General features: G+C 74.1%; 20 protein-coding genes and 1 tRNA gene. 4 read left to right on the top strand and 17 right to left on the bottom strand.

The genetic code is table 11. The features are described 5' to 3' along the window. Positions 1-26: 26 nt before the first annotated feature. Positions 27-905, bottom strand: coding sequence for a Cof-type HAD-IIB family hydrolase (locus ACFQZ6_RS30865; protein ID WP_381615677.1), 879 nt, complete (start codon positions 903-905; stop codon positions 27-29). Positions 906-1,070: 165 nt separating this feature from the next. Between ACFQZ6_RS30865 and ACFQZ6_RS30860 the strand changes: the two genes are divergently transcribed. Further along, positions 1,071-1,883, top strand: coding sequence for an SAM-dependent methyltransferase (locus tag ACFQZ6_RS30860; protein ID WP_381618787.1), 813 nt, complete (start codon positions 1,071-1,073; stop codon positions 1,881-1,883). A gap of 40 nt (positions 1,884-1,923) precedes the next feature. Continuing rightward, positions 1,924-2,451: an NUDIX hydrolase family protein gene (locus ACFQZ6_RS30855; protein WP_381618784.1), complete on the top strand. Its 528-nt coding sequence runs from the start codon at positions 1,924-1,926 to the stop codon at positions 2,449-2,451. Between the two features lie 89 nt (positions 2,452-2,540). On the opposite strand, the gene ACFQZ6_RS30850 is transcribed toward ACFQZ6_RS30855, so the two are convergent. Further along, positions 2,541-2,614, bottom strand: a tRNA-Pro gene (locus ACFQZ6_RS30850). A 137-nt stretch (positions 2,615-2,751) separates the two neighbouring features. On the opposite strand from ACFQZ6_RS30850, the gene ACFQZ6_RS30845 reads away from it, so the two are divergent. Then, complete coding sequence (locus ACFQZ6_RS30845) at positions 2,752-3,447, top strand: transketolase (protein WP_381615675.1); 696 nt, start codon at positions 2,752-2,754, stop codon at positions 3,445-3,447. A gap of 36 nt (positions 3,448-3,483) precedes the next feature. Further along, positions 3,484-4,395: a transketolase family protein gene (locus ACFQZ6_RS30840; RefSeq protein WP_381615674.1), complete on the top strand. Its 912-nt coding sequence runs from the start codon at positions 3,484-3,486 to the stop codon at positions 4,393-4,395. Here the strand turns inward: ACFQZ6_RS30840 and ACFQZ6_RS30835 are convergent, their stop codons facing one another. The 15 genes from ACFQZ6_RS30835 to ACFQZ6_RS30765 all read right to left on the bottom strand — a co-directional run bounded on the left by ACFQZ6_RS30835 (position 4,396) and on the right by ACFQZ6_RS30765 (position 18,347). Further along, entirely contained in the window at positions 4,396-4,755 is a 360-nt protein-coding gene (locus tag ACFQZ6_RS30835) for an MmcQ/YjbR family DNA-binding protein (RefSeq protein ID WP_381615671.1), read from the bottom strand. Positions 4,756-4,785: 30 nt separating this feature from the next. Further along, positions 4,786-5,307, bottom strand: a complete 522-nt coding sequence (locus tag ACFQZ6_RS30830) for a GNAT family N-acetyltransferase (RefSeq protein ID WP_381615668.1) — start codon at positions 5,305-5,307, stop codon at positions 4,786-4,788. After that, entirely contained in the window at positions 5,304-5,888 is a 585-nt protein-coding gene (locus ACFQZ6_RS30825) for a helix-turn-helix domain-containing protein (RefSeq protein ID WP_381615665.1), read from the bottom strand. Before ACFQZ6_RS30825 ends, ACFQZ6_RS30830 begins: the two co-directional genes overlap by 4 nt. A gap of 36 nt (positions 5,889-5,924) precedes the next feature. Beyond that, positions 5,925-8,039 (bottom strand): xanthine dehydrogenase family protein molybdopterin-binding subunit, encoded by a 2,115-nt coding sequence (locus tag ACFQZ6_RS30820; protein WP_381615662.1) that lies wholly within the window; start codon positions 8,037-8,039, stop codon positions 5,925-5,927. Beyond that, on the bottom strand, positions 8,039-9,025 hold the full coding sequence (locus ACFQZ6_RS30815) for an FAD binding domain-containing protein (protein WP_381615659.1): 987 nt from the start codon (positions 9,023-9,025) through the stop codon (positions 8,039-8,041). Before ACFQZ6_RS30815 ends, ACFQZ6_RS30820 begins: the two co-directional genes overlap by 1 nt. Further along, on the bottom strand, positions 9,022-9,549 hold the full coding sequence (locus ACFQZ6_RS30810) for a (2Fe-2S)-binding protein (protein ID WP_381615656.1): 528 nt from the start codon (positions 9,547-9,549) through the stop codon (positions 9,022-9,024). The genes ACFQZ6_RS30815 and ACFQZ6_RS30810 overlap by 4 nt, the downstream gene beginning before the upstream one ends. A gap of 103 nt (positions 9,550-9,652) precedes the next feature. Then, positions 9,653-10,555 (bottom strand): LysR family transcriptional regulator, encoded by a 903-nt coding sequence (locus tag ACFQZ6_RS30805; protein WP_381615653.1) that lies wholly within the window; start codon positions 10,553-10,555, stop codon positions 9,653-9,655. 28 nt (positions 10,556-10,583) lie between these two features. Further along, positions 10,584-11,777, bottom strand: coding sequence for a glycine C-acetyltransferase (locus tag ACFQZ6_RS30800; protein WP_381615650.1), 1,194 nt, complete (start codon positions 11,775-11,777; stop codon positions 10,584-10,586). Positions 11,778-11,796: 19 nt separating this feature from the next. Beyond that, a complete protein-coding gene (gene tdh, locus ACFQZ6_RS30795) occupies positions 11,797-12,825 on the bottom strand; it encodes an L-threonine 3-dehydrogenase (RefSeq protein WP_381615647.1) in 1,029 nt (342 codons plus the stop codon). Positions 12,826-13,003: 178 nt separating this feature from the next. Further along, positions 13,004-13,576: a GAF domain-containing protein gene (locus tag ACFQZ6_RS30790; protein ID WP_381615644.1), complete on the bottom strand. Its 573-nt coding sequence runs from the start codon at positions 13,574-13,576 to the stop codon at positions 13,004-13,006. Between the two features lie 61 nt (positions 13,577-13,637). Further along, entirely contained in the window at positions 13,638-14,315 is a 678-nt protein-coding gene (locus tag ACFQZ6_RS30785; protein ID WP_381615641.1) for a GTP-binding protein, read from the bottom strand. Further along, a complete protein-coding gene (locus ACFQZ6_RS30780; RefSeq protein WP_381615638.1) occupies positions 14,293-14,664 on the bottom strand; it encodes a DUF742 domain-containing protein in 372 nt (123 codons plus the stop codon). Before ACFQZ6_RS30780 ends, ACFQZ6_RS30785 begins: the two co-directional genes overlap by 23 nt. 2 nt (positions 14,665-14,666) lie before the next feature. Beyond that, entirely contained in the window at positions 14,667-15,101 is a 435-nt protein-coding gene (locus tag ACFQZ6_RS30775) for a roadblock/LC7 domain-containing protein (RefSeq protein ID WP_381615635.1), read from the bottom strand. A gap of 94 nt (positions 15,102-15,195) precedes the next feature. Continuing rightward, positions 15,196-16,968 (bottom strand): sensor histidine kinase, encoded by a 1,773-nt coding sequence (locus tag ACFQZ6_RS30770; protein ID WP_381615632.1) that lies wholly within the window; start codon positions 16,966-16,968, stop codon positions 15,196-15,198. A gap of 398 nt (positions 16,969-17,366) precedes the next feature. Further along, positions 17,367-18,347: an Acg family FMN-binding oxidoreductase gene (locus ACFQZ6_RS30765; RefSeq protein ID WP_381615629.1), complete on the bottom strand. Its 981-nt coding sequence runs from the start codon at positions 18,345-18,347 to the stop codon at positions 17,367-17,369. Between the last annotated feature and the right edge of the window lie 168 nt (positions 18,348-18,515).

Genomic DNA, 18,515 nt, shown 5'->3' with positions numbered 1-18,515 from the left:
CCGCCCATCCTGCCCCGGGCGCCGGTTCAGCGCGGGTCGGGGGAGGGCAGCCGGAGCACGTGGGCGATGGTGCGCAGGACGCCGTTGTCGTTGTTGGCGGGCGCCAGGTGGCGGGCGCGGCGGACGACCTCGGGGTGGGCGTTGGCCATGGCGAAGGACCAGTCGGCGGTGTCGAGCATCTCCAGGTCGTTGAGGTAGTCCCCGAAGACCATGGTCTGCGCGGGCGTGATGCCCAGGTCGCGCTGGAGGCGGCGGACGGCGGCGCCCTTGTCGGCGGTGCGGTTCATGACGTCGACCCAGTGCGCGCCGGAGACGACGACGCGGTGGGTGGCGGCGAAGGCGGCGAGCGCCGGTGCGGTGGTCCGCTCGGCGGGGCCGAAGTCGTACAGGGCGATCTTGAGGATGTCGTCGTCGACGGCGGCGACGTCCTCGACGACGCGGTGCTCGACGTAGTACGGGCGCACCTCGGCGAGGAACGCCTCGTCGGTCCGCTCGACGTAGGCGGACCGCTTGCCGCAGACGACGGCGCCGACGTCGACGCCGCCCGCGGCGAGCCGCCGTACGCAGTCCACGACCCGGGTGACGACGTCCGGGGCGAGCGGGTCGGAGCTCAGCTCGACGCCGTCGCGGACGACGTACGTGCCGTTCTCCGCGATGAACACCATGCCCTCCGCCGCCTGCTCGAACTCGCGTGCGAGGGTGGCGTACTGCCGCCCGCTGGCCGGGCTGAACAGCACCCCGCGCTCCCGGAGCTGCTCCAGGACGGTCCACAGCTCACGCGGGGCGCGCTTGGCGTCGTCGAGGAGGGTGCCGTCCATGTCGGTGACGATGAGCCGGATGTCGACGGCGTCACGGGCGGGATCGGCGTCGGACGGCGTGAGCAGCGGCGAGTCGGAGTAGGGCATGGCCGCCCACCCTAACCGGGCCGTCCCGCGCTCCCCGCGCCGGGGCCGTTGCGCGGTGCGGGCCGCGCACTGATCATGAGGGCGGCACCATGGACGCCACGGACCCCTGAGGCCACGGACGCCCCGGACGCCCCGGACGCGAGGAAGGCGCACGACATGCCCGACATGCCCGAGAGCCAGCCGCCCACGGAGGGCGCCGCACGGCTGAACACCACCGTGGCGCACAACGCCCGCGTCTGGAACTACTGGATCGGCGGCAAGGACAACTACGCCGTGGACCAGCAGGTCGGCGGCCAGGTCGCCGCGATGTTCCCGCTGATCAGGGATGTCGCGCGGGCGGACCGCGCGTTCCTGGGCCGGGCGGTGCGCTTCCTCGCCGAGGAGCGCGGCATCCGGCAGTTCCTGGACATCGGCACCGGGCTGCCCACCGCGGACAACACCCACGAGATCGCCCAGCGCGTGACGCCCGAATCGCGGATCGTGTACGTCGACAACGACCCGATCGTGCTGCTGCACGCCCGCACCCTGCTGACCGGCACCCCCGAGGGCGTCACCGCCTACATCGACGCCGACGTCCACGATCCGGACGCCATCCTGGAGCGCGCCGCGGCCACCCTGGACCTGTCCCGCCCGGTGGCGGTGATGATGCTGGGCATCCTGAACTTCGTCCTGGACACCGACGAGGCCCGCCGCATCGTGAGCCGCCTCATGGCCCCGCTCCCCTCCGGCAGCCACCTCGCCCTCACCCACCCCACTCACGAGCCGGAGCTGGGCGGCGCGGGCCAGCGGGCGGCGATGGCGTTCTGGAACGAGCACGCCACACCCCCGATCACGGCCCGCGGCCGCGCCGAGGTCACCGCCTTCTTCGACGGACTGGAACTCCTCGAACCGGGCCTGGTGTCGTGCTCGACGTGGCGCGCCGGGCTCCAGGACCCCGCCGTGGTGCCGCAGTTCGGCGCGGTAGCCGCGAAACCCTGACCGCCCCACCCCCGGAAAGTATGATCACCCAATGTCTGACATGACCGAGACCACGCCCGGCTGGCTCTCCCCGGACGAACTCGAGATGGCGCGTGCCCGGATGCCGATCCTGTACGTCGAGGCGGTGCCGGTGCGCGTCGACGACAGCGGCGAGGTCACCAGCATCGGGCTGCTGCTGCGCATCGGCCCGGACGGCACGGTGAGCCGCACCCTGGTCTCCGGCCGCGTCCTGCACCACGAGCGCGTCCGGGACGCCCTGCTGCGCCACCTGGAGAAGGACCTCGGCCCGGTCGCCCTGCCCCGCGTCCCCCCGTCCCTCCAGCCCTTCACGGTCGCCGAGTACTTCCCCACCCAGGGCATCACCCCGTACCACGACCCCCGCCAGCACGCGGTCTCCCTGGCCTACGTCGTCCCGGTCACCGGCGACTGCCGCCCCCGCCAGGACGCCCTGGACCTGGTCTGGTTCACCCCCCAGGAGGCCCTCTCCCCCACCCTCCACGAGGAGATGCCGGGCGGCCACGGGGTCCTGCTGAAGCAGGCGCTGGCACACGTGGGCCTGACGCACTGACGGCCCGCGCCCGACGCGGAAACGACGAGGGCCGGTTTCGGATGCCTCCGAAACCGGCCCTTGATCTACTGATCTACGACTGTCTCCAGTCGGGACGACAGGATTTGAACCTGCGACCCCTTGACCCCCAGTCAAGTGCGCTACCAAGCTGCGCCACGTCCCGGTGCCGTCTGACCTGGGGTTTCCCCCGGGTGAAACGCGCAGGGAAACAATACCGCACTCGGGTCCGTGGTCGCGCGCGGCTTTCTGGGAGGGGTCGCGGTTGACCTCAAGTTCGGTTGAGGTTGCACGATCGTCGGCATGGCGATCATCGAAGCGACCATCAGGGAGCGTCTGTCGGGCCTCATGGGGCTGATGACCGGCGACGAGAAGCACGGGCCCGCGGCCACCTCCACCCTGGACGTGCTGTGGGTGCTCTACGACCGGGTGCTGCGGGTCACGCCGGAGACGGCGGCGGACCCGGAGCGGGACCGGTTCCTGCTGTCCAAGGGGCACGGGCCGATGGCGTACTACGCCGTGCTGGCGGCCAAGGGGTTCGTGCCCGAGGAGTGGCTGCCGGGGTTCGGCGGGTACGAGTCGCCGCTCGGGCACCATCCGGACCGGACGCTGGTGCCGGGCGTGGAGATCGGCAGCGGTTCCCTCGGGCACGGGCTGCCGCTCGCCGTGGGCACCGCGCTGGGGCTGCGCGCCCAGGGGCTGGACGATCCGGCGGTGTGGGTGCTGGTCGGCGACGCCGAGCTGGACGAGGGCTCCAACCACGAGGCCATCGCCTTCGCGGGCCCGGCCGGGCTGGACCGGCTGCACACCGTCGTCGTCGACAACGCCTCCGCCAGCCACGCCCGGCCCGGTGGCATCGCCGCCCGCTTCGAGGCGGCGGGCTGGTCGGCGGTGACCGTCGACGGCCGGGACCACGAGGCGCTGTACGACGCCTTCACCGCACCGCACCCGGGACGCCCGCACGTGGTCGTGGCCCGGGTGGAGCCCAAGTCCGCCTGAGACCCGACCCGAGCTATCACTAGGAGCGTTTTCGTCATGGACACCATGCGTGACCGTTTCGCGCCCGTCGTCTCCCGGCTGCTCGACGAGGACCCCCGGGTCGCCGTCGTCCTCGCCGAGATCGGCACCGTCGGGTTCGAGGAGGCGCGGCGCCGCCATCCCGACCGGGTGATCAACGTCGGCATCCGGGAGCAGCTCCTCATCGGCGCCGGGGCGGGGCTCGCGCTGACCGGGCTGCGGCCGGTCGTGCACACCTTCGCGAGTTTCCTCGTCGAGCGGCCCTTCGAGCAGGTCAAGCTGGACCTCGGGCACCAGGGGGTGGGCGCCGTGCTGGTCAGCGCCGCGGCCTCGTTCGACTGGCCCGCGGGCGGCTACACCCACATGGCGCCCGGGGACGTGGCGCTGCTCGACACGCTGGACGGCTGGACCGTGCACGTGCCCGGCCACCCGGACGAGGCCGAGACCCTGCTGCGGCACGCCGTCGCCGCCGGGGACGACAAGGTGTACGTACGGCTGTCGGTGCAGTCGAACGAGGCCGCGCTGCCGGTGGACGGCGAGCGGTTCCGGGTCGTGCGGGAGGGGCGGCGCGGGGTCGTCGTCGCCGTCGGGCCGGTTCTCGACGCGGTGCTCGCGGCGGCCGAGGGGCTCGACGTGACCGTGCTGTACGCGACGACCGTGCGGCCCTTCGACGCGGCCGCGCTGCGCCGGGCCACCGGGGCGGCCTCGGCGGACGTCGTGCTGGTGGAGCCGTACCTCGCGGGCACCTCCACGGCCGCCGTCAACGACGCGCTCTCCGACGTGCCGCACCGGGTGCTCGGACTCGGCGTGGGCCGCCGGGAGCTGCGGCGGTACGGGACCGTGGACGAGCACGTGGCCGCCCATGGGCTGGACGCCGCGTCGCTGCGGGAGCGGATCGCCGGGTTCCTGACGGGCCACCAGCCCGCCTGATCAGGCGCCCGGTGGGCGGCCCAGTGCCGGGTACGCCTCCTGGAGGCGCTGCGGGGCCGCCTGGCGCCAGGAGTCGGCGAGGATGTCACGCAGTTCGTCCTCGTCGTCCAGGGCGGCGAGCCGGGCGCGGACCCAGGCGAACTGGGCCTCGTGGCCCGCGATCCAGAACTTATCCGGCTCGGCGAGGACGAGTTCGTCGCGCTCCTCCTTGGGGCAGCGCACCGCCACGGACGTCTCGTCCTCCGGCAGGGTGGCGAACATCTTCCCCGCCACCCGGAACGTGGGCATACTCCAGGCGATCTTCTCCGTCGTATCGGGCAGGGACAGGGCGATACGGCGTACGTCTTCGGCGTGCGGCATGACAGGCACCGTAGCCGCCACCACTGACAATCACGGCAGTCGCTTGTAGTAGATCGTCGTCGGGCGCAACTCCCCGGCCGGGGTCGCGGCGTAGTCGGGGATGGCGCCCACGCGGGTCCAGCCCGCGGTGTCGTAGAGGCGTTCGGCGGGGCTGCCGGTCTCGGTGTCCAGGTGCAGGAGCGTGATCCCGGCCGTGGCCGCCGCCGTCTCCGCGGCGGTGAGCAGGCCGCGGCCGAGGCCCCGGCCGCGGGCCCCGCGGTGCACCATCAGCTTGACCAGTTCGGCGCGGTGGCGGCTGTTGGGCTTGTCCGGGAAGGCGAGGCTGACGGTGCCCAGCACCGGGCCCGCCCCGTCCTGGCGCGCCACCCAGACCGCGCACCGCCCGGCGGCCACCTCCGCCGCCCGCCCGCGCCACCAGGCCTCCGCCTCCGCCCGCCCGAACGGCGGGACGAAGCCGACGGAGGCGCCGCCCGCCACCGTGTCCGCCAGCAGGTCCGCCAACTCCCCCAGGCAGGCGAGCAGTTCACGCTCGTCGAGACGGCTGACCGTCATGGCAGCACCACCGCGAGCACGTACCGCACGCCCTCCGGGTCCGCACAGCGGAACCGCGTCGGCCCCCAGACCCGCAGCCGCAGGCAGTCACCGGCGCCGAGCTGGTGGGTCTGGTCCTGGGCGGTCACCTCCAGGGCGCCCTCCAGCACCCAGACGTGCTGTTCGAGGCCGGGGACGGGCGGGCGGTCGTAGGCGATGTCGGCGCCCGCGCCGAGCCGTCCCTCGACGAGTTCGCCGCGCAGCCCGGTGTGCGGCGGGGAGACGGAGCGGCGTACGAAGCCGGAGGCGCGGTCCTCCCAGACGGGCTGGTCGGCGGCGCGGACCAGCGGGTCCGGTGCCGTCTCCACCTCGCTGAGGAGCTGGGACATGGTCCGGCCGTAGACGGCGCACAGGCGGTTCAGGAGGGCGGCGGTGGGGCTGGTCTCGGCGCGTTCGGCGCGGGAGAGCGTGGACCGGCTGACGCCGCTGCGCTCCGCCAGCTCCCCGAGGGACCAGCCGCGTTCGGCGCGCAGCTCCGCGAGCCGGGCGCCGAGGCGGGTGTCGACGGGGTCGGGCGGAACATCGACCATCGGCTGTTTCATATACGGGATGCTATCCCAGATGTGAAACGCCCACGGTCACCGGGTCGCCCGCAGCGCCTCCCACACCCGGTCCGGGGTCAGCGGCAGCTCACGGAAGCGGACGCCCGTCGCGTGGTGGACGGCGTTGCCGATCGCCGCCGCCGTGCCGACGATGCCGATCTCGCCGATGCCCTTGCTGCCCATCGGGTTGACGTGCGGGTCCTCCTCGTCGATCCAGTGCGCCTCGATGTCCGGCACGTCGGCGTGCGCGGGCACGTGGTACATGGCCAGGTCGCACTCCGCGAAGTCCCCGAACGCGGGGTCCAGGGTGCTGCCCTCGGTCAGCGCCATGCCGAGCCCCATCGTCATCCCGCCGATGAACTGCGAGCGCGCGGTACGGGCGTTGAGGATGCGCCCGGCCGCGTACATGCCCAGCAGCCGCCGTACCCGGGTCTCCCCCGTGACCGTGTCCACGGCGACCTCGGCGAAGTGCGCGCCGAACGCGTGCCGCGCGTAGGGGCTCTCGGCGTCGGCGCGGCCGGTGGTGTCGGCGTGCGCGGTCAGGCCCTCCGGCGGCAGCGGCCCGGCGTGCACGGCCAGGGCGGCGGCCAGCCGGGTGCACGCCCCGTGCACCGACCAGCCCCACGACGAGCTGCCCGAGGAGCCCCCGGCCAGCGGCGCGGGCGGCAGCTCGGTGCTGCCGACCTCGGTACGGACCCGGTCCAGCGGCACGCCGAGCGCGTCGGCGGCGACCTGCGCGAGGACGGTACGGGCGCCGGTGCCGATGTCGGTGGCGTTCAGCCGGACGGTGAAGGTGCCGTCGGGCAGGGCCTGCGCGCTCGCCGTGGACGGGCCGACCAGCACCGGGTAGGTGGCCGCCGCCACTCCCTGCCCGACCAGCCAGGGCCCCTCCCGGGTGCGGTCGCGGTCACGGGACCAGCCGAACCGGTGGGCGCCCTCGCGCAGGCAGTCCACGAGGTGGCGGCTGCTGAACGGCTTGCCGCTGTCGGGTTCGGCGTCCGGCTCGTTGGCCACGCGCAGCTCGATCGGGTCCATGCCCAGCTCGTCGGCGAGTTCGTCCATGGCCGACTCCAGCGCGTACATGCCGGGCGCCTCGCCGGGGGCGCGCATCCAGGACGGGATCGGCACGTCGAGCGGGACGGCGCGGTGCACGGTGAGACGGTGCGGGGCGGCGTACATCACCCGGGCCGGGACGGCGGCCTGCTCCACGAACTCCCTGATCCGGGAGGTGTGCGTGGTCACCTCGTGCAGCACGCTCGTCAGCCGCCCGTCCGCGCCCGCGCCGAGCCGCACCCGGTGCAGGGTGGGCGCCCGGTGCCCGACGACGGACGGCAGCATCCGGCGGTGCAGGGCGAGCGTCACCGGGCGGCCGGTGTGCCGGGCGGCCAGCGCGGCGAGCACCACGTCGGGGCGGGGGGTGCCCTTGGAGCCGAAGCCGCCGCCGACGTGCCGGGCGGTGACGGTGATCGCGTCCTCGGCCATCCCGAACAGCGCGGCGAGGGTGGCCCGCACCACCGTGGTGCCCTGGCTTGAGGTGTGCACCAGGAGCCGGTCGCCCTCGAAGTGGGCGGTGCTGGCGTGCGGCTCCATGGGGTGGTTGTGCAGCGGCGGCACCCGGTAGGCGGTGTCGACGCGCACGGTGGACTCGGCGAACACGTTCTCGGGGTCGCCCTGTTCGCGGCGTCCGGGGTGGCCGCCGTTGGCCTGCTCGGGCTCGTAGCGGTCCGGGTGGTCGGCGCGCAGCGTCACGTCGTACGCCTCGGCGTCGTACGCCACCCGGACCTCCTCGGCCCCGGACCGCGCCGCCTCCGGGGTCTCGGCGACGACCAGGGCGACGAAGGCGCCCCGGGACGGCACGCGGTCGTCCTGGAGGACCCGCAGCATCGGGTCGTCCGGCTCGGCCAGCCGGGGCGCGTTCTCGTGGGTGAGGACGGCGAGCACGCCGGGCAGCGCCAGGGCGGCGGCGGCGTCCACGGAGCGGACGCGTCCGCGGGCGATCGTGGCGGTGACCGGCCAGGCGTGGGCGCGGCCGGGCAGCTCGTGCTCGGCGGCGTAGCGGGCCCGGCCGGTCACCTTCTCCCGGCCCTCGCGGCGTTCGGCGGGCGCGCCGACGGCGGTGTGCGCGCGGGCGGCGACAGTGGGGGCTGCCATCACGTCCTCCCGGACAGGTCGCGCAGGACGTCCACGGCGACGTCGTGGGCCAGGGCCACCTTGTAGGCGTTGTCCCGCAGCGGCTCGGCCGCGGCCAGCTCCAGGTCCACGGCGTGCGCGAACAGCTCGGGGGTGGGGGCGGCGCCCAGCAGCGCCTGCTCGGCGAGCCTGGCCCGCCACGGCCGGTGCGCGACCGCGCCGAGGGCGAGCGCGACATGGCTGACCACCCCGTCCTCGACGCGCAGCACGGCGGCGGCCGAGGCGAGCGCGAAGGCGTACGAGGCACGGTCGCGGGCCTTGCGGTACGCCGAGGGCAGCCCTGCGGTCGCGGCGGGCAGCACCACGGCGGTGATCAGTTCGCCGGGGCGCAGGTCGGTGTCGCGCTCGGGGTGGTCCTCGGGGAGGCGGTGGAAGCCGGAGACGGGGACGGTGCGCTCGCCCTCCGGCCCGTACAGCTCCACCCGGGCGTCGAGGGCGACCAGCGCGACCGCCATGTCCGAGGGGTGGGTGGCGATGCAGTGCGGGGAGTGCCCGAGGACGGCGTGGTCGCGGTGGACGCCGTCGCGGGCCCCGCAGCCGCTGCCCGGCTCCCGCTTGTTGCAGGGCTTGGAGACGTCCTGGAAGTAGGCGCAGCGGGTGCGCTGGAGGAGGTTGCCGCCGGTGGTGGCGGCGTTGCGGAGCTGCCCGGACGCCGCCGACAGCAGCGCCTGGGAGAGCGCCGGGTAGCGGTCGCGGACGGCGGGGTGCGCCGCGAGGTCGCTGTTGCGCACGGTGGCGCCCGCGCGCAGTGAGCCGTCGGGCAGCTCCTCCACGGTGTCCAGGGGCAGTCGGCGTACGTCGATCAGGGTGCCGGGACGTTCGACGCCCAGCTTCATCAGGTCGACCAGGTTGGTGCCGCCCGCCAGGTAGCGGGCGTCGGGCGCGGCGGCGTGCGCGTCGGCCGCCTCCTCGACGCTTGTGGCGCGGACGTAGGCGAAGGGCTTCACGTCAGTACGTCCTCCACGGCGTCGACGATGTGCGGGTAGGCGCCGCACCGGCACAGGTTGCCGCTGAGCCGCTCCCTGATCTCGTCCCGGGTCAGCGGCACCGGCCGCCCGGACGGCACCTCGGCGCCGGTGACGTGCGAGGGGTGCCCGGCCTCGGCCTCGGCGATCGCGCCGACGGCGGAGCAGAGCTGGCCGGGGGTGCAGTAGCCGCACTGGAAGGCGTCCCGGTCGAGGAACGCCCGCTGGAGCGGGTGCAGCGCGTCGCCGTCCGCGAGGCCCTCGACGGTGGTGACGGAGCTGCCGTCCAGGGCGACCGCGGGCAGCAGACAGCCGTTGACCCGCCGCCCGTCGACGAGCACCGTGCACGCCCCGCACTGCCCCTGGTCGCACCCCTTCTTGCTGCCGGTCAGCCCGAGGTCCTCCCGCAGCAGGTCAAGCAGGACCCGGCGGTGGTCGACGGTGAGGGTGTGCGCGGTGCCGTTGACCTCGACCGTGATGACGGAGCTGTATGCGTCCACGTCCATGCGACCAGCGTGGAGCACCCACGACACTCCGGCACGCTGAGCGCGCCCCATAGGGGCGCGGGGAACTGCGCGAGCAACCACGACGAAACCCGCGCCTGGCCACTCACCCCGCGGCGGCCCCCGCCAACGCCCCCAGCACCGGCGCGATCAGCGGATGCGCCTCCGCCCCGCGCCGCACCGCCGCGAACACCCGCCGCGTGGGCGCGACCCCGTCGACGGGGCGTACGACGACCCCGCCGAGCGACATCCCCCGCAGCGCCGACCGCGGCACCAGCGCCACGCCCGCGTCGGCGGAGGCCAGCGCCACCACCGCCCGGAAGTCGTCCGACAGGTGCTCAAGACGCGGCTGGAACCCCGCGCTCTCGCAGGCCAGCACCACCACGTCATGGCACGGATTGCCGGGGTACGGCCCGATCCACGGGTCCTTCGCCAGCTCCGCCAGCGGCACCTCCGCCGCGTCCGCGAGCCGGTGGCTGACCGGTACGACCGCGTCGAACGGCTCGGCGTACAGCGGTACGTGGGTCAGCCGCGGGTCGTCGGCGGGCGGCGCCCCCCGGTACTCGACGGCGACGGCGATGTCCACCTGCCGGTCGAGCACCATCGGCAGGCTGGCGTCGCCCTCGGCGTCCTGCACGCGCAGCCGGATGCCGGGCGCGGAGTCGGCGAGCCGGGCCACGGCGGGCGCGACGACCAGGGCGATGCCGGTGGCGAAGGCGGCGACGGTGACCGTCCCGGCCTCCCCGGCGGCGTACGCGGCGAGTTCCGCCTCGGCCCGCTCAAGCTGGGCGAGGACGGCGTTGGTGTGGCTGAGCAGGATCTCACCGGCGGGGGTGAGCCGTACGCCCTTCGCGCTCCGCTCGACGAGGCGGTGGCCGGTCTCCTGCTCCAGGGCGGTGAGCTGCTGGGAGACGGCGGACGGGGTGAGGTACAGCGCGGCGGCAGCCGCCGTCACCGTGCGGTGGTCGGCCACCGCACGGAGGATGTGGAGCCGCCGCGCCTCGATCATGTGACCGATTCTCTCAGGTTCTCTCAGGTCAGGCGGCCAGCTCCGCACGGGCGGCCACGAAGGCGTCGACGGCGCGCAGCACGTCGTCGGTGGAGTGCGCGGCGGAGAGCTGGACCCGGATGCGGGCCTGGCCCTGCGGCACGACCGGGTAGGAGAAGCCGATCACGTACACGCCGCGCTCAAGGAGCAGCTCCGCCAGCCTCGCCGCCTCGGCCGCGTCACCGATCATCACCGGGGCGATGGGGTGGTCGCCGGGGAGCACGTCGAAGCCCTCCTCGGTCATCCGGCGCCGGAACAGCGCGGTGTTCTCGTTCAGCCGGACGCGCAGGTCGTCCGCCGCCTCCAGCAGGTCGAGCACCTTCAGGGAGGCCGCCGCGATCACCGGGGCGAGGGTGTTGGAGAACAGGTACGGCCTCGACCGCTGGCGCAGCAGGGCGACGATCTCGGCGCGGGCGGCGACGTAGCCGCCGGAGGCGCCGCCGAGGGCCTTGCCGAGGGTGCCGGTGATGATGTCGACGCGGTCCATGACGCCGTGCAGCTCGGGGGTGCCGCGCCCGCCGGGGCCGACGAAGCCGACGGCGTGCGAGTCGTCGACCATCACCATGGCGTCGTAGCGGTCGGCGAGGTCGCAGATCTCGCGCAGGGGCGCCACGTAGCCGTCCATGGAGAAGACGCCGTCGGTGACGATGAGGCGGCGCCGGGCCGACTGGGCCTCCTTCAACTGCTGTTCCAGGTCGGCCAGGTCGCGGTTGGCGTAGCGGAGGCGGCGGGCCTTGGACAGGCGGATGCCGTCGATGATGGAGGCGTGGTTGAGGGCGTCGGAGATGACGGCGTCCTCGGGGCCGAGGAGGGTCTCGAAGACGCCGCCGTTGGCGTCGAAGCAGGAGGAGTACAGGATCGTGTCCTCCTGGCCGAGGAACGCCGACAGCCGCGCCTCCAGCTCCTTGTGCACCTCCTGGGTGCCGCAGATGAAGCGCACGGAGGCCATGCCGTAGCCCCAGCGGTCCAGCGCCTCGTGGGCGGCGGCGATCACCTCGGGGTGGTCGGCGAGGCCGAGGTAGTTGTTGGCGCAGAAGTTGAGCACCTCACCGGGGCGTCCGCCCGCGGTGACGTTGACCGTCGCGGACTGCGGGGTGCCGATGACCCGCTCGGGCTTGTGCAGTCCGGCGGCGCGGATCTCGTCGAGGGTGGCGCGCAGGTCGTCGCGCACGGAGTCGAACATGGCGGGGGCTCCTAAGGGGTTACGCGGTCCAGTCGAGGATGACCTTGCCGCCGCGGCCGCTCGCCGCGTCGGTGAACGCCGTCTCGAAGTCGCGGTAGCCGTAGCGGCCGGTGATCACGGGGGCGAGGTCGAGGCCGCCCTCCAGCAGGACCGACATGGCGTACCAGGTCTCGTACATCTCGCGGCCGTAGATGCCCTTGATGGTGATCATCGAGGTGACGATCCGGGCCCAGTCGACCGGGAACTCCTCGGCGGGCAGGCCCAGCATGGCGATCCGGCCGCCGTGGGTCATGTTGGCGATCATGTCGCGCAGCGCGGCGGGGTTGCCGGACATCTCCAGGCCCACGTCGAAGCCCTCGCGCAGGCCGAGTTGGCGCTGTCCGTCGGCGATGGCGGAGCGGGAGACGTCCAGCGCCAGGCTGGCGCCGACCTTGCGGGCGAGGTCCAGGCGTTCCTCGCTGACGTCGGTGACGACGACGTTGCGGGCACCGGCGTGCCGGGCCACCGCCGCCGCCATCAGGCCGATCGGACCGGCGCCGGTGATGAGCACGTCCTCACCGACCAGCGGGAAGGAGAGCGCGGTGTGCACGGCGTTGCCGAACGGGTCGAAGATCGCGGCGACGTCGAGGTCCACGGGCACCCGGTGCACCCAGACGTTGGAGGCGGGCAGCGCCACGTACTCCGCGAACGCCCCGTCCCGGCCGACGCCCAGGCCGACCGTGGCCCGGCACAGGTGGCGGCGTCCGGCGAGGCAGTTGCGGCACTTGCCGCACACCAGGTGGCCCTCGCCGCTGACCCGGTCGCCGACGGCGATGTCGGTGACGTCCCGGCCGGTGTCGACGACCTCGCCGACGAACTCGTGCCCGAGCACCAAGGGAGTGCGGATCGCCTGCTGGGCCCAGCCGTCCCAGGCGCGGATGTGCAGGTCGGTGCCGCAGATGCCGGTGCGCAGCACCTTGATCAGTACGTCGCCGGGCCCGATCGTGGGCTCGGGGACGTCCGTGAGCCACAGGCCGGGCTCCGCCTTCTCCTTGACCAGCGCCTTCAACGCTACGGCTCCTGACGGTGAGCCCCCGCGGCCGGGCACGCCGAAGGCGCCCACGACGGGGGGAAGGAGTGGAAACGCCTAGCAATCTGCCGTATCGGCGGCCCTCGGGTCCATCGAGGTTTTCTTAAGCGCCGCCGCAGCTTTCCTTCACACCGCCCGCCGCCCCGCGCACCGGCCGTCAGGGCCCGTGGCCGTCGTCGCCCCGCTCCAGCCGTGCGGAGAGTTCCGCGGCCCGCGCCTTGATGGTGGCCAGGCCCTCGCGGCCCCAGCGCCGGGGCTGGACGTCGACGACGGACAGGGTGCCGAGCACCATGCCGGTGGAGTCGATGAGCGGCGCGCCGAGGTAGCAGCGGACGCCGAACTCGTCGACGACCGGGTTGCCCGCGAACCGCGGGTAGTCGCGGACGTCCTCCAGGACGAGGGCCTTGCGCCGGACCACCACATGGGGGCAGAAGCCGTGGTCGCGCGGGAGGTAGCGGCCGATCAGCGGCCGGGTGCCGTCGTCGCGTACGACGGGTCCGGCGACCGGGGTGTGCAGTCCCGCGAAGAACTGTCCGCGCTCGTCGGGGAAGTTGACCATGGCGTAGGGCGCCTCGGTGTGACCGGCGAGCCAGGCGGCGAAGGCGTCGAGGGCGGGTTCGGGGCGCTCGCCGAGGCCGAGGTGGCGCAGCCGCCGTACACGGGCGGGGGCGTCCTTGTCGTCGGGGGTGAGCAGCAGGCGACCGGCCGGGCGCGGCGGCTCGTAGCTCATGGCCGGGCTCCGTCGCGATGGGCGTGTGTCATGTGCGGCTCCGTGCGGTGGTGTGCGGGTGTCACCGGTGGACGCCCTGGCTCGGCGCGGGCGCCGGGGCGTGGGCGATGAGGTGGCGGACGAGGGTCAGCAGGGTCTGGACGCCGGACGCGGAGATCCGGGCGTCGCAGCGGACGACGGGGATGCGCGGGTCGAGGTCGAGGGCGGCGCGTACCTCCTCCGGGTCGTAGCGGTGGCCGCCGTCGAACTCGTTGACGGCGACGATGAAGCCGAGTCCGCGTTCCTCGAAGAAGTCGACGGCGGCGAAGCAGTCCTCCAGGCGCCGGGTGTCGACGAGGATGACGGCGCCGAGCGCGCCCTCGCACAGCTCGTCCCACATGAACCAGAAGCGCTGCTGGCCGGGGGTGCCGAAGAGGTAGAGGACGTGCTGCTGGTCGAGGGTGATGCGGCCGAAGTCCATGGCGACGGTGGTCTCGACCTTGTTCTCGACGCCGCTGAGGTCGTCGGTGGCGGCGCTGACGGTGGTGAGCAGTTCCTCCGTGCTGAGCGGCGCGATCTCGCTGACGGCGCCGACGAAGGTCGTCTTGCCGACGCCGAAGCCGCCCGCGATGAGGATCTTCAGGGCGGTGGGGAAGGGGTCACCGCCCGGATCGCCGCCCGGGGGGCCGCCCGGGTCGGGTGTGTCGGTACGGTCGGGGCCGGGGTGGCCGTCGTAGTCAGAGCTGTCGTCGTAGTCCATCGAGCACTGCCTCCAGAAGGGCCCGGTCCGTGGGGTGGTGGTGGAAGGCGGGGGGCTTGGTGGTGAGCGCCCCGCAGTCGAGGAGGTCCGCCAGCAGCACCTTGGTGACGGCCACCGGCAGCTTCAGGTGGGCGGCGACCTCGGCGACCGGGACGGGCGCGTGGCACAGGTCCAGGGCCTGGGTGTGCTCGGGACCGAGATAGCCGAGGGGGGTGGCCCCGGTGGCCATCACCTGTGACATGAGGTCGAGGGTGGTGCTGGGCCGGGTCCGGCCGTCGCTGACCGTGTAGGGGCGCACCAGCCGTCCGGCCGCGTCGTCGAGCCACGGCCCGTCGCCAGCCGCCGCCACGTTCAAGACCTCAGCGCCGTGGGTTCGACGGCGTGCTGGCGGGGGGCGGTCACCAGGTAGGGGCGGACGCTCTTGACGAGCATCGCCATCTCGTAGCCGAGCACCGCCGCGTCGGCCTCCCGGCCCGCGAGCACGGCCAGGCAGGTGCCGGACCCGGCGGTGGTGACGAACAGCAGCGTCGCGTCGAGTTCGACGACGACCTGCCGTACGTCGCCGCCGTCGCCGAACCTGATCCCGGCGCTGCGGCCGAGGGAGTACAGCCCGGAGGCGAGCGCGGCCATGTGGTCGGCGCTGTCCGGGTCGAGGCCGTGGACCGACTTCACCAGCCCGTCGCTGGACAGGAGCACCGCGCTGCTGGTGTGCGGGACGCGCTGCACGAGGCCGCTCATCAGCCAGTCGAGATCGGATACGTGGCCGGTGGGCATGTCGCTCGCCATGGGGGATCGACTCCTTGGGGTACGGGTGTCCGCGTCAGCGGTGGGGGCGGGGCGGGGGCGGGATCGGGGACGCATCGGGTGCCGCGTGCCGTGGTCATCCGGCCGGTGGGCTCCCGTCGTGCCGGGTGGCGGGGTGTTCGGGGGCGGTGGGGGTGTGCGCGGGTCTGGGTTCCAGGGGGATGAGCCGCCCCGGGGCGCCGTACGTCACCCCGAGGGGTGCCGCCTCCGGTTCCCGCTGGGCCTCGGCGAGGCTGATGCCGCGCTGGAAGGCCGCCATCAGGTTGGGGTCGTGGCCGACGTGGGCGCTGTCGTCCGGGCGGGGCAGGGGGCCGCCGCGAAGCTGGGGCGCGAGGTGTTCCTGGGCGCGGCGCCGGGGCAGTCGGGGCTTGCCCGGGGTGCCGCGGACGGTGCCGGTGCGCGGGACGGGCGGTACGGCGGTGTGCTCGGCGAGCTGGCCGCGGTCCTCGGGACGGATGCCGGGCACGGCGTCGGCGGGGGTGGGCCGCTGGTCGTGGGCGTCGCGGACGGGGAGCGGTCCGGGGGCGGCGGCCGTGCCGTTGGCCGGGTGCGGCTGTCGCGGGGGCGCGGGTACGGCGGTGGGGTGCGGCCCGGTGGGCTGGGCGGGGGCGGGCTGGGTGGTGGCGCCGGGCGGCTGGGGGACGGTGCCGAGGAGTTCGGTGGGGATGACGAGGACGGCCTGGACACCGCCGTAGATGTTGCCCTGGAGGCGGACGGTGATGCCGTGCCGCCGGGCGAGCTGGGAGACGACGAACAGGCCGATGCGGCCGTCCGCGAGGAGCCGGGCGACGTTGACCTGGTCGGGGTCGGTGAGCAGGGCGTTCATCTTGTGCTGCTCACCGGCGGGCATTCCGAGGCCGCGGTCCTCGACCTCGACGGCGAGGCCGGAGGTGACGTGTCCGGTGCGCAGCAGGACCTGGGTGTGCGGGGCGGAGAACAGGGTGGCGTTCTCGATGAGTTCGGCCAGCAGGTGGACGACGTCGGCGACGGCGTGGCCGCGTACGTCGCCGTCGATGGGCGGCACCAGGCGGACCCGGGAGTACTGCTCGACCTCGGCGGTGGCGGAGCGCAGCACCTCGGTCATGGAGACGGGGTTGCTCCACTGGCGGCGGGAGACGGCGCCGCCGAGGACGGCGAGGTTCTCGGCGTGGCGGCGGACGCGGGTGGCGAGGTGGTCGACGTGGAAGAGGCCCTTGAGCAGCTCGGGGTCCTCCATCTCCTGTTCCAGGTCGTCGAGGAGGGAGATCTCGCGGTGCACCAGGGACTGGAGCCGCCGGGCGAGGTTGACGAAGACCTCCAGCTTCTGCTCGCTGCCGGTGCGGCTGGAGAGCTGGGCGGCCTGGAGGACGGCGGTGGCGGCGGCGTCGTGGGCGCGGGCGAGGTCGGCGGCGAGGAGTTCGAAGTCGTCGGCGCCGGGGGGCGGGGTGCCGGGCGGGGTGCGCGGGGCGGGGGGCTCGCCGCGGCGCAGCGCCTCGACGAGGGAGCGCAGGTCGGCCTCGCGGCGGGCGGTGCCGCGGCGCAGGGCGGCGACGCGGTCCTGGACGGTGCGGGCGGCGCGGCCCGCGGCGACGGCGGCGATCACGATGCCCGCGCCGGTGACGCAGAGGGCGCCGGTGAGGACGGCCCACAGGGTGGGTGCGGGGCGGACGCCGGTGGAGCGGACGGTGAAGAGCACGGCGGCGCAGGCGCTGAGGGCGACGGCGATGGGCGGCAGTACGGCGAGGCGGAGGAGCTGGGGCCGTATGTGGGCCTCGGGCAGGGTGGTGGAGGTACGGGCGACCGGCCGTCCGTGCCGCCCGCCGCTCTCACGGCGGTCTGCGCGTGCGGCCGGTGCGCGGAGGTGAGACATCGGCGTCCTCGTACTGGTCCGTCGGTCGGGGGCCTCGTCGGGAGGGCCCGACGGACACTCACAGTAGTCGCCTACGTCTCATGTGCGGTGGGCAGTTGACAAAGTCCCTCGCCACACGTCCCACTCTGGTATGAGGCTTCGTACGCCCGTCCGAGAGGACGCCGGAGGGGCGGTCGTACTGACGTAAGAAGTCGAAACTCCCTGTTCAGAAACGGTCATGAGGGGTCGACATCAGACGCGGGGGTCAATCCGGCACCCGCTTGTCATCCCTTCGCGCGCAGTCAATCGGACGATGGAGACGGACCGTCCCGGAGGCGGGGACGGCGCCTCCGGAACAGGGTTCACCAACACGCTCCGTCATACTCAGGGGTGAGGTAGTCGATCAAGGGGCCAGCGGTTCAGTGGAGCACCTCCGCGGCCGGGCGCCGGGGCACGGTCCGCACCGGCGGGGCGAAGCCGAGGCGCAGCACCATCTGCGGGAAGTCACCGGGCAGGAACTCCCGGCGCACCCGGGCGCGCAGCCGGTCGACCTCCAGCGGCTGGGTGTGGAAGGCGGCCATCACGCCCTGCGCGGCGGCGTGCAGCAGGATGCGCTCCAGCGCCTGCCCGGCGCGCAGCCAGGCCAGCCGGTCGTCCCGGTCCGTGCTCAGCACCGCCAGCAGCCCCGCCGGGGCGGGCATCCGGCCGGGCGGCACCGGGAACATGCCCGTCAGCCCGGCGATGTCGCGCCCGGCGAAGCCCGTGCAGTCGGGGTGGGTGACGCTCACGTCCGTGGGCACGCCGTCCCGCCGGGGTTCGGCGGGCCGCCAGGTCCAGTCGGCCTGCTCGGCGCTGTGCGTGAGCGTCGTGCGGTGCACGTGCTCGGCCTCCTTGACCAGCGCCGCGAGGTTCTTGCGGCTCACGGGGTCGTCCACCACGTGCAGGGCGGCGCCCTCCTCCACCGCCTGCACGCGCAGCGCGTCCAGCAGCCCGGCGGGCAGCGGGTCGGTGCGGAACGGGCCGCGGACGGTGCGCCGCCGCCGCAGGGCGCCGTACATGCGCTGTTCGTCGGGGGTGGGCCTGGCGTACGGTCCCCAGGCCACCCGGGCCAGCAGCGCCGGGTCCTGCGGGCGCGGAAAGGACCGTACGACCGGGGCGAAGCCCAGGTGCCGCATGGCCAGACGGACGTTGAACAGGGCCGCCCCGCAACTGATGACCAGTTCACGGCCGTGCGGGTCGGTGTGAGGCATCCTGCGGTCGGTGTCCGCGTGCAGTTCGATGCCCCGGTCCCCGTCCGCGACGAAGAACCAGGGCTGCGTGTTGTAGACCGAGGGGGCCGTGACGGCCGCGCGCACCAGGTAGGCGGAGGCGTGACCGGTGGGTGCGATGACGACGGACATGGGTGCCGCCCTTTCTCCAGCTTCCTGGCCCCATGGTCGTGGCCGCGCCGGTGCGGCAGCAGGGGCCGCAGGTCCCCGCGTCGGGCCGAGCGGCCTTGCGAGGGGGCCGGTGGGCCCCAGGCGCGGGGGTACCGGACGGGCCACGCTGGAAGGCGGAGAACTCCTCGG

Origin of the sequence: Streptomyces flavalbus, assembly GCF_042674625.1 — a bacterium.
In the GTDB taxonomy this organism is placed as follows: Bacteria; Actinomycetota; Actinomycetes; order Streptomycetales; family Streptomycetaceae; genus Streptomyces; species Streptomyces flavalbus.
This window is presented reverse-complemented; position numbering and strand designations above follow the sequence as displayed.